Origin of the sequence: Romboutsia lituseburensis DSM 797 (assembly GCF_900103615.1) — a bacterium.
In the GTDB taxonomy this organism is placed as follows: Bacteria; Bacillota; Clostridia; order Peptostreptococcales; family Peptostreptococcaceae; genus Romboutsia_F; species Romboutsia_F lituseburensis.
The window spans coordinates 1-16,595 of record NZ_FNGW01000013.1 but is presented as its reverse complement, the minus strand read 5'-3'; the positions used below and the strand labels follow the sequence as shown (position 1 = coordinate 16,595).

The 16,595-nt window shown below is 28.5% G+C and carries 17 protein-coding genes and 2 rRNA genes; 2 read left to right on the top strand and 17 right to left on the bottom strand.

What is annotated here, in order from left to right:
• Positions 1-18: 18 nt before the first annotated feature.
• The 7 genes from rsmA to BLP75_RS16360 form a co-directional block, all read right to left on the bottom strand.
• A complete protein-coding gene (rsmA, locus tag BLP75_RS16390; protein WP_092727623.1) occupies positions 19-888 on the bottom strand; it encodes a 16S rRNA (adenine(1518)-N(6)/adenine(1519)-N(6))-dimethyltransferase RsmA in 870 nt (289 codons plus the stop codon).
• A 77-nt stretch (positions 889-965) separates the two neighbouring features.
• Positions 966-1,496 carry a ribonuclease M5 gene (gene rnmV, locus BLP75_RS16385; RefSeq protein WP_092727622.1) on the bottom strand — a complete coding sequence of 177 codons (531 nt, stop codon included), beginning with the start codon at positions 1,494-1,496 and terminating at the stop codon, positions 966-968.
• Positions 1,497-1,653: 157 nt separating this feature from the next.
• Complete coding sequence (locus BLP75_RS16380; protein WP_092727621.1) at positions 1,654-2,328, bottom strand: G5 domain-containing protein; 675 nt, start codon at positions 2,326-2,328, stop codon at positions 1,654-1,656.
• 189 nt (positions 2,329-2,517) lie between these two features.
• Positions 2,518-3,288: a TatD family hydrolase gene (locus tag BLP75_RS16375; protein WP_092727620.1), complete on the bottom strand. Its 771-nt coding sequence runs from the start codon at positions 3,286-3,288 to the stop codon at positions 2,518-2,520.
• Between the two features lie 19 nt (positions 3,289-3,307).
• Positions 3,308-5,245, bottom strand: coding sequence for a methionine--tRNA ligase (gene metG, locus BLP75_RS16370; protein ID WP_092727619.1), 1,938 nt, complete (start codon positions 5,243-5,245; stop codon positions 3,308-3,310).
• A gap of 479 nt (positions 5,246-5,724) precedes the next feature.
• Positions 5,725-6,246 carry a spore maturation protein gene (locus BLP75_RS16365; RefSeq protein WP_092727618.1) on the bottom strand — a complete coding sequence of 174 codons (522 nt, stop codon included), beginning with the start codon at positions 6,244-6,246 and terminating at the stop codon, positions 5,725-5,727.
• Positions 6,246-6,827 (bottom strand): nucleoside recognition domain-containing protein, encoded by a 582-nt coding sequence (locus tag BLP75_RS16360; RefSeq protein WP_092727617.1) that lies wholly within the window; start codon positions 6,825-6,827, stop codon positions 6,246-6,248. The genes BLP75_RS16365 and BLP75_RS16360 overlap by 1 nt, the downstream gene beginning before the upstream one ends.
• A 169-nt stretch (positions 6,828-6,996) precedes the next feature.
• On the opposite strand from BLP75_RS16360, the gene BLP75_RS16355 reads away from it, so the two are divergent.
• Both BLP75_RS16355 and BLP75_RS16350 read left to right on the top strand, forming a co-directional pair.
• Positions 6,997-8,430, top strand: a complete 1,434-nt coding sequence (locus tag BLP75_RS16355; RefSeq protein WP_092727616.1) for a nicotinate phosphoribosyltransferase — start codon at positions 6,997-6,999, stop codon at positions 8,428-8,430.
• A gap of 29 nt (positions 8,431-8,459) precedes the next feature.
• Positions 8,460-8,888, top strand: coding sequence for an Lrp/AsnC family transcriptional regulator (locus tag BLP75_RS16350; RefSeq protein ID WP_092727615.1), 429 nt, complete (start codon positions 8,460-8,462; stop codon positions 8,886-8,888).
• Positions 8,889-8,992: 104 nt separating this feature from the next.
• Here the strand turns inward: BLP75_RS16350 and BLP75_RS16345 are convergent, their stop codons facing one another.
• The 10 genes from BLP75_RS16345 to BLP75_RS16300 all read right to left on the bottom strand — a co-directional run.
• Complete coding sequence (locus BLP75_RS16345; protein WP_092727614.1) at positions 8,993-9,691, bottom strand: HD domain-containing protein; 699 nt, start codon at positions 9,689-9,691, stop codon at positions 8,993-8,995.
• A gap of 28 nt (positions 9,692-9,719) precedes the next feature.
• Positions 9,720-10,553, bottom strand: a complete 834-nt coding sequence (gene rsmI, locus BLP75_RS16340; RefSeq protein WP_092727613.1) for a 16S rRNA (cytidine(1402)-2'-O)-methyltransferase — start codon at positions 10,551-10,553, stop codon at positions 9,720-9,722.
• 2 nt (positions 10,554-10,555) lie between these two features.
• Complete coding sequence (locus BLP75_RS16335; RefSeq protein WP_170139041.1) at positions 10,556-11,305, bottom strand: tRNA1(Val) (adenine(37)-N6)-methyltransferase; 750 nt, start codon at positions 11,303-11,305, stop codon at positions 10,556-10,558.
• A gap of 222 nt (positions 11,306-11,527) precedes the next feature.
• Complete coding sequence (locus BLP75_RS16330; RefSeq protein WP_092727612.1) at positions 11,528-12,415, bottom strand: PSP1 domain-containing protein; 888 nt, start codon at positions 12,413-12,415, stop codon at positions 11,528-11,530.
• On the bottom strand, positions 12,412-13,347 hold the full coding sequence (locus tag BLP75_RS16325; RefSeq protein ID WP_092727611.1) for a DNA polymerase III subunit: 936 nt from the start codon (positions 13,345-13,347) through the stop codon (positions 12,412-12,414). The genes BLP75_RS16330 and BLP75_RS16325 overlap by 4 nt, the downstream gene beginning before the upstream one ends.
• A gap of 2 nt (positions 13,348-13,349) precedes the next feature.
• On the bottom strand, positions 13,350-14,039 hold the full coding sequence (locus BLP75_RS16320) for a dTMP kinase (RefSeq protein ID WP_092727610.1): 690 nt from the start codon (positions 14,037-14,039) through the stop codon (positions 13,350-13,352).
• A gap of 73 nt (positions 14,040-14,112) precedes the next feature.
• Complete coding sequence (locus BLP75_RS16315) at positions 14,113-15,525, bottom strand: aminotransferase class I/II-fold pyridoxal phosphate-dependent enzyme (protein WP_092727609.1); 1,413 nt, start codon at positions 15,523-15,525, stop codon at positions 14,113-14,115.
• Positions 15,526-15,655: 130 nt separating this feature from the next.
• The gene (locus tag BLP75_RS16310) at positions 15,656-15,853 is read right to left on the bottom strand and encodes a DUF378 domain-containing protein (RefSeq protein ID WP_170139040.1); all 198 of its coding nucleotides are present in this window, start codon (positions 15,851-15,853) and stop codon (positions 15,656-15,658) included.
• Positions 15,854-16,274: 421 nt separating this feature from the next.
• Positions 16,275-16,391, bottom strand: a 5S ribosomal RNA gene (gene rrf / locus BLP75_RS16305).
• A 63-nt stretch (positions 16,392-16,454) separates the two neighbouring features.
• Positions 16,455-16,595 (bottom strand): 23S ribosomal RNA (locus BLP75_RS16300); the annotation flags it as partial.

Sequence of the window (16,595 nt, the reverse complement as noted above, 5' to 3'; positions counted from 1 at the left end):
GCATAAAAAAAGTACCTTCTATTTTGAAGGTACCTTTGCATTTACTTTATTTGATAGAGTGGCAAACTCTTCTATCGTAAGAGTTTCTCCTCTTCTCTTCTCATCTATATCAGCCTGTGCTAATACTTCTTTTATCTCGTCTTTAGTTAAAAATCCTAAACCACTTAATGCGTTAAGTAAAGTTTTTCTTCTTTGACCAAATGCCGCTTTAACTGTTTTAAAGAATATTTCTTCACTATCAACAGGATATTTTTTTTCAGATCTTACATGAAGACCTATAACTGTTGAGTCTACATTTGGCTGTGGTATAAACATATGTCTTGGAGCTTTTGCCACTATTTCAGTATCACAATAATATTGAACAGCTACTGATAATGCTCCATAGTCTTTTGTTCCTGGTCCAGCATTCATTCTATCTGCTACTTCTTTTTGTACCATAACCACTATATCAGTTACTGGTATATCTTCCTCTAAAAATTTCATAACTATTGGAGTTGTTATATAGTATGGAAGGTTTGCTACTAATTTTACTGGTCCTCCACTTAACTTTTCTTTAATTAACTCTTGTACATCTACCTTTAATATATCTTTATTTACTACTTCTATATTATCAAATTCATCTAAAGTTTCTTTTAATATAGGTATTAAAGATCTATCTATTTCTATAGCAACAACTTTATCAGCCACTTTACCCATCTCACGAGTTAAAGTACCAATTCCAGGTCCAACTTCTATTATTTTATCTCCTTCAGAAAGTCTTGCGCCATCTAATATTCTATCAATTACATTATCATCTATTAAAAAGTTTTGTCCTAAAGACTTTGAAAATTTAAATCCGTGCTTTTCAACAACACCTTTGGTTGCTCTATGTGATGAAAGTCTATCCATGTATTTTCTCCTATTCTTATTTTTTATTAATTAAAGTAATAAAATTAAAATTGTTACTAAATTAAATAATCAATAATTTAAATTCTATCTAGAGCTTGTACAAATTCTTCTCTAGTTACACCGTAATTATTTAATCTATTTAAAAATTGTTTTGCGTTTCCATATCCTATCCCAAGTATTTTACCTAATTCATCCCTTCTTATAGATGCATCTTCATTTCCTATAAGTCCATTTCTAATTAAGTCTACTTGCTTAAATTCATCTCTTTTATCCGTACTTTCAGTTCTTACTTTTTCAAGAGCAGCTAATATGCTTTTTGGAGTAGCATTTTCGATTCCTATATCTCCATCTTTTTTAGCTTCCTCTCTTGGTAAAAATGCATGCTTACATCCTGGCACTTCTGCGGCTATTTTTTTTCTTATTTTTTCACCTGCAAAATCAGGGTCTGTAAAAATTATTACGCCTTTTCTTTTTTGTGCTGATTTTATACGTTCCATAACACCTTTTGGAAATCCAAATCCACCCGTAGTTATAAGTTCTGCATCAACTGCTCTTTTTACAGCAGTAACATCATCTTTTCCTTCTACAACTATTATTTCTTTTATCATTATTACTTCACCTTTTTATATATTATTAATCTCGTATCTTAACTTCATCTTTATATTTTACGTTTTTTACGTAATTTTATCAAGAAAAATAAAAGCTATAGTACAATTATGCACTATAGCTTTTATTTTAATAATAGTTATTTTTTATTTTATATTTTTAAACAGTACTTGTTTTTAATGACCCCTTCTTAACTATTTCATTTTGAGGATTTTCTAATATTTTTTCATCTATTTTAGTTTTTGATACTATCTCTCCATTTTTACATAATATCTTATATGATATTTCTACCTTTCCTTTTTTTCCATGTGTTTTAGTCTTTGATTTTCCTTCTAATAATGATTTATCCTCTACTACTTTTATCTTAAATGGAATTTCTTTAACTTCTTTTTCTATGCTTTCACTAACTCTTGTTATTTCTATAGTATCTTGTGGATTTATTTTCTGATCTAAATCTTTGCTTAATACATCTTTATCAGTAATCTCTATACTACATTCTTTTAATACTTCTGCTACAGTTTTTTTATTAGTTTCATGCTCTAACACTTTTTTTCCATCTTTTATATTTACAGAAAACTTAGTTATTATTTCTATATCCATATTATTAGTTAGTTTTGTATTTAAATTAGGCTCTATTCTACTTCCTTGTGGCACATTTATCTTTTTATTAACTAAAAATGATTCTACAGTATTTGAAATAGTATCATATTTAATAGTTTGTCCATCTAAAGTTAATGATATCTCTTTGTTTATTCCAGAGTATGTTCCTAATACTATTGTACCCGCTGTTAACATAAGTAGTATAGGACCTTTGAATGTATTTTTAACACCCATAATAACCTCTCCCTCTCTTTAGTAAATAAAAGCCTATAAAAGCTTTTCTATAATCTATATTCATAGTGGCAATAATTTATTACAACATTATTTATCGGTCACCAGACTTAATAATTTTTCAAATTAAATAGTATCATAATTTTTCAAACATAAAAAAAGTACTAGCTTTTAACTAGTACTTTTTATTAACTATTTTATATTAAATAATTTTTTTGCATTTTCTTTTGTAGCTTCACATATTTTTTCATAAGAAATTCCTTTTTCTTGAGCTATTCTATCCGCTACAAACTGAACTAATGATGGGTCATTTCTTTTTCCTCTATGCGGCTCTGGTGCCATATATGGAGAATCCGTTTCTATTAATAAATATTCTAAAGGTATTTCTTTTGCTACTTCTCTAGTTTTTTTATTATTTTTAAAAGTAACTGTTCCCGGAATAGAAATGTAACATCCCATTTTTATATACTCTTTAGCGAGTTCTACATTTCCACTATAACAATGAAGTACACATCCTATTTCAGGAGATTTAGTATTTTTTATTATTTCAAAAGTATCTCCATGTGCATCTCTATCATGTATTATTATAGGTAATTTTAGTTCATTAGCTAATTCTATTTGTTTTTTAAACCATTCTCTTTGAATTTCTCTAGGCGAGTTATCATAATAATAATCTAATCCAATTTCACCTATTGCCACTACTTTTTCATTTTCAGTAGCAAGCTTTCTTAGAGTATCTATAGCCGTATCATCTAGTTCTCCTACATCATGTGGATGTACTCCAACTGCTGCATATATAAAGTCATATTTATTAGCTAATTCTACACTAGTTATAGAACTTTCTATATCTGCACCTGGATTTAGAACTAAATCTACCTGCTTATCTTTTAAAGAATTTATTAATTCTTCTCTATCTTCATCAAATCTTGCATCATTTAAATGTGCGTGTGAGTCAAATAACATTTTTTACACTCCTAACTGATTAACGAACTTCGCATCCATCCTTAGCACCTGTTGCTACTGGAACAACTAAGTCATCTCCATCATTTCCAGCTGCTAATATCATACCTTGAGATTCTACACCTCTTAATTTAACTGGTTTTAAGTTACATACTACTACAACATCTTTACCAACCATATCTTCTGGCTTGTACCACTTAGCTATTCCTGATACTATTTGTCTAGTTTCTGGTCCAATTTTTATTTGAGATACTAGTAATCTGTCAGCTTTTGGATGCTTTTCACAGCTTATAACTCTACCAACTCTTAACTCTACTTTATCTAATTCATCTATAGTTATATTTTCTTTATGATCTATAGGTTCTTCTTTTGCTTCTTCTGTCTTTTCTGAGAATAACTCGTTTAGCTCTTCTACTTCTTTTTCTATATCTAATCTCGGGAATAAAGCTTCTCCTTTATGAACTTTTGTATTCTCACCTATAAGTCCAAATGTTTTAACACTTTCCCAAGTCATCATATTTTCATCTGTTACTCCTAATTGAGTATATATCTTCTTAGCAGTAGCATTCATTATTGGATTTATAAGTGTAGCTACTATTCTTATAGATTCACATAAGTTATATAGTACTGTGTCTAAAGTATCTTTTTGAGATTCATCTTTAGCTAAAGCCCAAGGCATAGTTTCATCTATATATTTATTAGTTCTTCTTATTAATTTCCAAGCACTTTCTAATGCTTCATTAAATTGAAGTTTATTCATTTCATTTTCAAAGTTTTCCACTGAAAGTTTAGCAACTGCTTTTAAATCTGCATCAAATTCAGTAGTTGCTTTAGACATTGGTATTATTCCACCATTATATTTTTCTACCATTGCTACCGTTCTACTTACTAAGTTTCCTAAATCATTAGCAAGATCTGAGTTAAGTCTTGTTACAAAGTTTCTATGAGTATAGTTTCCATCTTGACCAAATGCAAATTCTCTTAATAAGAAGTACTTAAGTGCATCAACACCATATCTTTCTATCATTTGTTCTGGATACACTATATTACCTTTTGATTTACTCATCTTATCATTATCGAATAATATCCATCCATGTCCGTATACTTGTGTAGGCACTTCTTCGCCTAATGCCATAAGTATAGCTGGCCATATTATAGTATGGAATCTCATTATTTCTTTACCTACTATATGAACATTTGCAGGCCAGAATTTTTTATACTCGCTATCATTTTCACTCATGTATCCAAGAGCTGTTATATAGTTACATAAAGCATCTACCCAAACATATATTACATGTTTTTCGTCGAATGGAACTTTTATACCCCAGTCAAAAGTAGTTCTAGTTACACATAAATCTTCTAATCCTTTGTCTAAGAAGTTAGCAACCATTTCATTTTTTCTAGATACTGGGAAACAGAAGTTAGGGTCTGCAAATAATTCTCTTAATCTATCTTCATACTTAGATAACTTAAAGAAATAAGCTTCTTCTTTAGCATCGTAGGTTTCTCTTCCACAGTCTGGACACTTATTTCCTTCTAGTAATTGAGATTCTGTCCAGAAACTTTCACATGGAGTACAGTATTTTCCTTCATATGCACCTTTGTATATATCACCTTGCTCATATAATTTAGTAAATATTTTTTGTATTATAATCTTATGTCTATCTTGTGTCGTTCTTATGAAATCATCATATGATATATCCATAGTGTTCCATAATTTTTGTATATCTGCTATCATTCCATCTAAGTACTCTATCTCTGTCATACCTTTTTCTCTAGCAGTTTTTTGTATTTTTTCTCCGTGTTCATCTGTTCCTGTTAAGAACTTTACATCATATCCACAGAAACGTTTAAATCTTGCTATTGCATCTGCTGCAACTGTTGTATAAGTATGACCTATATGAAGATTACCACTTGGGTAATATATAGGTGTTGTTACATAAAAACTTGGCTTTGTCATATTATTTTGCCTCCTAATATCTCGATTTATTTTTATTTAAACTAAAAAACTCGCCTCCTATAAAGCATAGGGGCGAGATTAATCACGGTACCACCCTAATTTATCTGGACAAATATGTATTATAATTTTAAAATGTTCTACAATAAACATTTTAAAATGTATACTTGTTAGATATCTTAGTAGACTATAACGGGTCTAATCGTTTTATCTTAAAAATAGTAATAATACTATTATTCGGATAAAAAGCTCCGAGGCCATCTTCAATAATTCATTTTACACTAGCTTTCACCTACCCTAGCTCTCTGTAGAAAAAATCCTTATTTACTCTTCTCTTCTTCGCTTCTATATGTTTCTATATTTTACTAAATTAATATATTTTATACATATTATTATAACTCATTTTTTGTTACTATTTAATACTAATTATATAAAAATTTATAAATTAGTGTAGATTATCTTATTTTATTACTATTTCATTACTATACAAACATTATGTAACATATAAATACTGATGCTATTACGCCTGCTATATGGCAAATCATAGCACAAGGCAAAGTATGTCGTGTATTTTTTATTTTTAAACTTCCATAATATATTGCCATTGTATAAAATATTGTTTCTGAAGCACCAACTATCGTAGAACCCATTTTTTCTACTAGACTATCAACACCTACCCTTTGAGCTAACTCTGTATACATACCAAGAGCGCCACTTCCAGATAAAGGCTTGACTATAATCAACCCAATAAGCTCCTTTGGTATGCTCATTAAATTAGCTATAGGTTTGAATAAAAACTCCAACATCTCTATTCCTTTTCCTGTTTTAAAAATTCCTATAGCTAAAAATATTCCTATTATATACGGTGCTATAGACCAAGCCGATTTTAATCCATCTATTGCTCCTTTTATAAAACTATCATATATATCTATTTTTTTATATCTACCATAAACTATTATATATAAAATTATTAAAGGTACCAGTATATTAGAAAATAATTCCATTATCTATACCTCCTTCTACTTTCAAGCATCTTACATGTAATTATAGCGACTATTGTTGATACTATTGTTGCAAATAATGTGGTTAATATAATTTCTGATGGATTTTGTGATCCTAAATCCATTCTTACTTTTAACATAGTAAATGGTATTAATTGTATGGATGATATATTTATCACAAGAAACATTATCATATCATTTGATGCTGTATCTTTTTTATGATTTAATGTTTGAAGCTCATCCATCGCTTTTAATCCAAATGCTGTAGCCCCATTACCTGCCCCTACCATATTTAGAGCTATATTCATAACCATATAAGACATTGCCTTGTGACCTGGAGGAATAGATGGAAATAATTTTCTCATTAGTGGATTAAGTTTTTGTCCAATTTTTTCAATCAATCCTGAATCTTTAGCTATATTCATTATCCCCATCCATAGTGCCATTACACCGGCTAAACTTATTGCAAACTCTACACCCCTTGATGCTTCTGTTAGAATAACTTTATTTAATTCTCCTAAATTATTAGAAAATATACTTCCTAATATTCCTATTGCAAGCATATAAAACCATATTTTTCCCATTCAATCTCCCCCTCCTAAATAATTTTATGCTTATACTGTGATACTTTATACTTGAAAGTTGTACTATATTATGTTTTAGTATATATGTGGGGTTTTTTATACATATGGATTTATTGTAAACTTATGTAGTAAAAGTAAATTTTATAATTTTATATTAAGGAGAAATATAATGAGAAATTTAACGCTTCTTACTGATTTATATCAACTTACTATGTTAAATGGATATTTCGAAAAAAATATACATGAAGATGTTGTTGTATTTGATATGTTCTTTAGAAAAAATGCATGCAACAGTGGATACACTATAGTTTGTGGAATTGAACAGTTTGTTGAATATATAAATAACATTCATTTTTCAGAGGAAGATTTAAAATATCTTAAAAGTTTGAACTTATTTTCTGATAATTTTTTAACGTTTTTGAAAGATTTTAAGTTTACCGGAGATATATACGCGGTTGAAGAAGGAACTATCATGTTCCCTAATGAACCTATACTTACTGTAAAGGCACCATTATATCAAGCTCAGCTTATTGAAACCGCTTTACTTACGATTGTTAATTTCCAATCACTTATAGCTACTAAAGCTTCTAGAGTTTGTTTTGCAGCCCAAGATGATCCAGTATTTGAATTTGGATTAAGACGTGCTCAAGGTCCTGATGCAGGAACTTATGGGGCTAGAGCTGCTATGATAGGAGGATGTAATGCAACTGCTAACGTACTAGCTGGAAAATTATTCGATATACCTGTAGTTGGTACGCAAGCTCATAGTTGGATACAAAAATTTGATACTGAATTAGATGCATTTAAGGCCTATGCTGATATATATCCAGATAAGTGTTTACTACTAGTTGATACTTACAATGTATTAAATAGCGGTCTACCTAATGCTATTAAAGTTTTTAAAGATCTTAGAGAAAAAGGTCATAAACCTATGGGTATAAGACTAGACTCTGGAGATTTACAATATTTATCTAAGAAATGTTCAAAAGAATTAAATAAAGAAGGATTTACAGATATTAGTATAACAGCTTCAAACGACCTTGATGAGTATGCCATAACTGCTCTTAAAGCTGAAGGTGCAACTATAAATTCATGGGGCGTTGGAACAAAACTTATAACATCTTCTGATTCACCATCTTTAGGTGGTGTATATAAATTAGCTGCATCATTTAATGATAATGATGAAATTGAACCTAAAATAAAACTATCAGAAGATCCTGAAAAAATAAATAATCCAGGCTATAAAAAAGTTGTTAGAATATACAATGAATATGGAAAATCTGAGGCAGATTTAATAATGTTACACGATGAATCTATTGATGATTCTAAGCCATTAACAATATTCCATCCGCTATATACTTGGAAATCTAAAACATTTGAAAAGTATACAATTAAAGAGCTTCATAAACCTTTATTTATAAATGGTGTATGTAAACATAAGAGTAAGCCTGTTATGCAAATAAGAGAATATGTAAAAAATGAATTAGATACTTTATGGGATGAATATAGAAGGCTTTCAAATCCTCAGACTTATAAAGTAGACTTATCTCATGAACTTTGGAGTTTGAAAACTACAATGATAGATTCTAAAAAATTCTTATAAATATTATCTTAATTAAGGGGGATTTAAAAATGGATATTACAGATCACAAAATTATAGAAATACTTCAAACTGATGGTAGAATTTCTATGAAAGATTTAGGAAAGATAGTTGGATTAACATCTCCTGCTGTTTCTGAAAGAGTTAAAAGATTAGAGGAGTCAGGTATCATAGAAGGCTATAAAGCTATAGTTAATCCTGATGCCCTAGGTAGAGTTATAAAAGCATTTATTCATATCTCTTTACCTAGCAACAAATATGTTGATTTTATAGATGAGGCTCGTAGAGATCCTAGAATAGTTGAATGCCATCATATAACTGGTGATGACTGTTCCGTATTAAAAGTTATAGTTAAAGATATGTACGAACTTGAAAACGTTATAGATTCTATTAAAAAAATAGGCTCAACTAAGACTTCGGTTATACTATCAACACCTATACAGGCTAAATCTATATTGTAATTTTTAAATATAAATAAAATAGGTGTCACCAATAATAAATATTATTGTAGACACCTATTTTATTTATTTGAATTTTTTAATATAGAATTTAACTAACTATATATTTATTGTCTTTTATATCTATATAAATAATTAGTTAATACATATTCCATATATGATTTTATAACTCCTGAATCCTCACTAGGATTTAAAAGTTTTCTAGTCGATACTATATCACAGTATCCTAACAATAATACTCCAATAATATCATCGTCTAGCGTTTTAAATATCTCAAATAAATTATCTTTGCTCAGATCATTTTTTTTATAAAGTCCTAATAATATCATATGATATCTAACATACTTAGCAAGCAATTTAATTGTATTAACGTTAAATCCTAAAGACTCCCCCAAATTAATAGAAATCTCTTCTCCTACAATTTCATGCCCTCTAAAATGAGCTCTACCTGTATCATCAACGGTTTTGCTTGCAGGCTTACCTATGTCATGTAAAAATACACCCAATTTTAATAATTGAAATTTTGTAATTCCTTCTTCTAATGCTACATTTAAATACGATTCGATTTTTTCAGACAAGTGACTAGAAAAAAAGTTATCTTTATTAATAGTTTCTTCTAACTCTTTTAACGCATTTAAGGAATGTTCGTACGCATTAACTACATGATATTTACATTCTCCCACTTTTTTCATATCTTCAATTTGAGGTATAATATCTATTAGTATTAAGTTTTTATCTAATTCTATTAATTTATCATAGGTACTTTCACTGCATAAACTGTTTTTTAATATATTTTGTAGTTTCATATTTATAAGTCACCCCAGATTTTCTATTTTATAAATCTAATACTTGTTTATATACTATATCTTTTGTTATTTTTCTATCTTTACACACTGCTTTTATAGCATCTTTCTTAGTCATTCCTTCTTCCATTAAAGCTATTACATATTCTCGTTCATTAAGTTCTTCGTAACTATTTTTAATAGTTTTTTCACCTTTAAATCCCTCGACTATTAATACAAATTCACCTTTAACTTCTTTTTCATTAAATATATTTATAGCCGTCTCTATATCTTCTCTTATTATTTCTTGATATTTTTTTGTAAGTTCTCGATTTAAAGCTATTTTTCTATTTCCTAATATATTTAACATATCCTTTAATGTTTCTTTTAACCTATGTGGCGATTCATAGAATATTATTGTTCTTGTTTCTTCTTTAACTTCTTCTAACTGTTTTCTTCTAACTTTTTTATCTCTATCTAAAAATCCCTCAAAAGCAAATTTACCTGTCTCTATACCTGATCCAACTAGTGCTGTTATAGATGCTGTTGCTCCTGGTAGTACTTCTATTTCTATATTATTTTCTATAGCTTGTCTTATTATATCTTCTCCTGGATCAGATATTCCTGGCATACCCGCATCACTTATTAGTGCTATACTTTCACCATCTAATAATTTATCTATTAAATATCCACCCTTAGAATCTTTATTATGTTCATGATAACTTGTAAGAGGTTTTGAAATTTCAAAGTGATTCAAAAGTTTGATACTATGTCTTGTATCCTCTGCTGCAATTACATCTACCTCATTTAGTATTCTTACTGTTCTATAAGTCATATCTTCTAAATTTCCTATAGGTGTAGGACATATATATAATTTTCCACTCATTATTACTCTCCTATATTTTCATTTGCATATATTTCTTTTATTTCATCTGTATAATTTCCATCTTCACCATAAACATATAATGGATCTAATATTTTTAATTCTGGTCTTCCATCTTTAACAAATTCAACTAAAACTAAGTTTGGTGCTTTACCTGATCTTGGATGTACAAATTGTATTTGCTTAGGTTCTAAATTATACTTTCTTCCTAATGTAGATATATCTACTAATCTAATAGGTCTATGTATCATATAAAATTTGCCTTTTGGCATCGTAAGCCTTGATGCTGCTCTTATAACATCTTCTAATGTACATTTAACTTCATGTCTTGAAATCATCTTTTTATCATTAGGATTTTTTATTCCTCCTTCATGCATATATGGAGGATTTGAAGTTACAACATGATATCCATGAACTTCTAATTTCTTATCTATGGTTTTTATATCTGCATTTATTATTTGAACTCTATCTTCTAAATTATTTAATTTTACAGAACGAGTAGCCATTTCATGTACTTCTTCTTGTATTTCTACTCCTACTATTTTCTTAGCTTCGCTTTTTCCAGCTATTAATATTGGTATTATACCTGTTCCAGTACCTAAATCAACTACATTAGCACCTCTTTTCACCTTAGCAAAATTAGCCAATAGTACAGCATCTATACCAAAACAAAATCCAGTAGTATCTTGTATAAGCTTTAATCCTTTTAACTGTAAATCATCTATTCTTTCTGTTTCTTTTAATTGTATATCCATTTAAATCTCCTTTACGCATATATTTTTACTGTCTTTGTATTTTTTATTTAAGTAACTTTTTTAAAATTTTTATTTAATTTGAGTCTTGCATATAATACTTTTTATTATTACAGTTCATTTTTTATCTACGACTAATAATAATTATTATAATTTACTTTTGTCTAATTTACACGTAAAAAGGTAGGAAAATTCCTACCCCCTTAATTTTTTATTTAAAACTTTTTAGTCTTCTAATTTTTTTAATTCCCTTAGAGTAGCTTCATCTAGACCCTCTGCTCTTAAATTCATACATCCTCCACATTTCTTAGGTTCATGTAAAATTTTTACCTCTTCCCTGTGGTATATTTTTATAGTTTTATCATTAAATTCAACTCTAACTTGTTCTAATAATGGATTTATTTCTATTACTTTTCCTTTTCCTTCTTCAACTTTTACGATAGATCCTACTACAGGCATTACATCTATTGCTTCTGCATATACATCATGCTCATACTTTAAGCAACAGAATAATCTTCCACATATACCTGAAATTTTAGTTGGATTAAGAGATAAACTTTGATCTTTAGCCATTTTTATTGATACAGGTTGGAAATCTCCTAGCCAAGATGAACAACATAAACTTCTTCCACATGGTCCTAATCCACCTATTGACTTAGCTTCATCTCTTACTCCAATTTGTCTTAGTTCTATTCTAGTTTTAAATATTGCAGCTAAATCTTTTACTAATTCCCTAAAATCTATTCTACCTTCCGCTGTAAAATAGAATATTAATTTATTTCTATCAAATGTATATTCACAGTCTATTAAAAACATAGTTAAATCATGCTCTTTAATTTTCTTTTGGCATAATTCAAATGTTTCTTTTGCCTTTTCTTTATTTTCAAGATATGTCTTTGTATCTTCAGGTGTTGCTATTCTTATGATTGGTTTTAATGGTGACACTAATTCATTTTCATCTATTTCCTTTGGCCCAACAACTACTGTTCCATACTCTAATCCCCTAGCTGTTTCTACTACCACATCTTGATTCTTTTCAACCTCTAAATTTACAGGGTCAAAATAGTATATTTTACCTGCACTCTTAAATCTAACACCCACTATCTTTATCATTTAATCACCTCATATATATTCAAAGCCATCACTTGTATACTGATATTAAAGTTACAATTGCTTCGTATCTTTTTCTTTGTTTCTTCTATTATATCAATAATCTTAGATACTTGAGAATAACTAATTTTTTTGCCCATATTTTGAACAAATGTTATCTTATCAGAATTTATTATCATACTTTTATCTACCTTTTCCTTTAAAAGCATAATATCCCTGAAATAATTTATTACCATATCTAATATATTTATTATTTCAGACTTATATTTATCCATTTGACCAGGTATTTCTAGTATCTCAACTATATTCCTATCAAGTATAGTTTGTATGTATGACTGTATGTCATCCCTCATAACAGCAAATTCAGCGGATTCGGATAATTCCAAAGCTTTTTTTATACTGCCTCTTGAAAATGTAGCTAATAATTGTGCCCTTTGCTCTTCTACCCCTGTTTTTATTAAGTATTCCTTCAAATCAAATAAAGATATTGGTAAAAATTTTAATATCTCACATCTAGATTTTATAGTATCTAATAAAGCATCTTTATTACTTGTAATTAAGATCATTATTGCATATTCTGGTGGTTCTTCTAATGTTTTTAATAATGCATTTTGAGCTTCTATAGTCATCTTTTCTGCATCATTTAAGATATATAACTTATAATCCTTATGTGGTTTTATAATTATATCAGTTTGTAGCTTTCTTATTTGAGCTATTTTTATACTATTTCCATCAGGATATATATTTATATAATCTGGGCTATTATCTATATTCTCACTATTTAATAATATTTTACATAACTCATCAGCTAATTTCTTTTTCCCTATTCCATCTATACCTTCAAACATATAGGCATGACTTAACTTATTATTGTTTATAGAATTTGTTAAATATTTTTTAGCAAATTCTTGCCCTATTATATTTCTAAAATACATATTTACCTCTCCACAGACTTTATACTTTCTGTAACTATTTTATAAATGTCTTCATGTATACTATCTATACTTCTTAACGAATTTTTTTCTACACATTGTATCTTGTTCCATTTATATTTATCTGCAATATCTAAAGAATTATTGTAAGATTTTTCTAAATACTTTATATCACTTTCATGAATATCTTTTTTTGAATCTCCAGTAATTTTGTTCTTTCTATTTTCCATAAGTTTTTTACTAAACTCTATAGGTACATCTAAAAATACAACACAATCTGGTTTTGGTATCTTATACATATTAAATTCATAATCAGATAGCCAATCTAAATACTTGTCTCTATCTTCTTTGTCCATTTTAGACGCTTGATGCACCATATTAGACGTTGTATATCTATCAGCAAGTATTATTCCACCTTGCTTGTAGAATTCCTCCCATTCCGTTTTAAATGATGCATATCTATCTGCCGCAAAAAACGTAGATGCTACATATGGATCAACATCTGATGGATTTTTTCCAAAGTCACCATTAAGGTACATTTTTACTAGAGCAGATGATTCTGACTTATAGTTTGGATATTCTACTTTTCTTACATTATACCCATCTTTTTTAAGTCTATCATATAATTTTTTAGTTTGAGTAGCTTTTCCGCTTGCATCTGATCCACTTTCTATGATTATTAACTTTCCGTTCATGTTTATATTCTAATTAAATGGAATAATTTATTTAACTCCTCCATTTAATTATTTTCACCTCCGTATATTTCATCTAGTCTCTTACAATCTGTATAAATTCTAAGTTGTAATCTTTTATTCCACTTATATTCATTCCTTTTTTATTACATAATAATATATAATCAATTATTTCTTTTGATATTTTTTCTCCTGGAGAAAGTAAGCTTATACCTGGAGGATACGGAATTATATACTCACCACATACTTCTCCTATGCTATCATATATTTTAACATTTTTTTTATCCTTATAAAATGCTTCTCTAGGATTTAATACTTTTTCCGGTATAATCATTGGATATTCTATATGATTTATCATTTTATTTGAAGAATATCTTTCGCTAATATTATTTAATGCATCTACCATATTCTCAAAGTCTGATTTATCATTTCCAATAGTACATATTAATAATACTCCATAATAATTTGCTAACTCTACCTGTATATTATGTTCATCTCTTAAAATTGTATCTAAATCATATCCTGTAATACCTAGCTTCTTAGACGATATAAATATTTTTGTTTTATCATGTTCATTATATATATTTATTAATTTATTATCTTTTATTTTATCTTTAAAACTTTCTATATTCATTAATAGCTCATCCATTAATTCTTTACCTTTTGTCTCATATATATCAACGGCTAAATCTAATGATGACATAAGTAAATATGATGGGCTTGAAGACTCTATAATTCTTAATATAGAACTTATTCTATTAGTATCTATTTTGTCACCTTGAATATGAATCATAGATGATTGTGTAAATGAAGGCAAAGTCTTATGTGTACTTTGTATAACTATATCTGCACCTTGTTCTAATGCTGTTTTTGGTAGCTTACTACTCAAACCTAAATGCGATCCATGAGCCTCATCTACTATAACTATTAAGCCTTTATCATGAGCATATTTACAAACCTGCTCTAAATCATATGTAACTCCATAATAAGTTGGATATGTAAGTAATATTGCTTTAGCATCTGAGTTTTCATCAATCGTATTTAAAGCTTCTTGAACATCTACACCTTCTAAAATATTTGTTTCTTTATTAATTTTAGGTAATATGTATGCAGGCTCTATATCACCCAAAATACATGCATTTATAACCGATTGGTGGCAATCTCTGTTAACTATAATTTTATCTTTAGGCGAGCATACTCCCATAATAGCTCCTTGTATACCGCAAGTACTTCCATTTACTAAATAATAAGTCCTATCACTTTTAAAAACCCTCGATGCTCTATCTTGAGATTCTTTTATTATTCCTTCTGGAGAGTGAAGGTTATCAGTACCTGATATTTCAGTTGTATCCATCTTATATATATTTTTTACTACATTTGAATATCCTAAATTTTCGTAAACTTTACCTAATTTATGCCCTGGCACATGAAACGATATCAAATCTATATCTACTATCTCTTTTAATTGATCTATAATTGTAGTTTTCATTAATTATCTCCTTATTTTTATCACTATCTATATTTAATCATTTAATTACACTTATATCAATTTAATTAAAATTACGCTTAAATATTGCAGTTAAAAACCGTTGATATATATCAACGGTTTTTAGATGTTCTCAAGAATTATCATTTATTAATTGTCCAAATGTAAGAGATAAATATAATCCTGCTATGCCTATTGTAAAGTATATCATTCGGCTCCAAACTTCATAAGTTCCACCAAAAACATTTCCTAGTAAATCAACTCCAAAAACACCTATTGCACCCCAGTTAAGTGCTCCTATAATGACTAAAATAACTGCAATTTTTCTCACTATCCTCACTCCTTGGCAATTAGCTTCCTTTGTTTATTTACTTTGCTGATATTTAGAATAAAATCTTATTCTAAATTTTTAAAGATAATTTAGTTGAAATTATCATCATAACAATAATTATCTATAATCACTTAGCATTATAAGACTAAATAATAAATCCTTATTTTTTAGTTTCTCCAAATATTATATTTTGATTATTTAGTTTTTAATTTAAATAAAAAAGTCGCTTCACTCCTGTCGCCAACGACTTCATCTGTTGCTCAAAATGTTTTTTATGCTCAAAACAAATTTATTGATATAACTTACTTTCACAAGTTATCCATAGAAAATGAAGTATACTAATATCCTTAAGCATAAAAAAAGTCACCAAGAATATTTTTCTTAGCAACTTTTAATACAATTTTAAATATAAAAAAAGATTACGTGGCTACGTCTTACTCTCCCAGGGGGTCGCCCCCCAAGTACCATCAGCGCTAAAGAGCTTAACTTCTGTGTTCGGAATGGGAACAGGTGTATCCTCTTTGCTATAATAACCACATAATCTTTATTTTTTAGAGTTAATACTCTGAAAACTGTATATCATTTAGAATGAATCATTTATTTGGTCAAGTCCTCGACCTATTAGTATCGATAAGCTAAATACATTACTGCACTTACACCTTCGACCTATCAACCAGGTAGTCTTCCTGGGGTCTTACCCTTACGGTGGGAAATCTTATCTTGAAGTTGGCTTCGCGCTTAG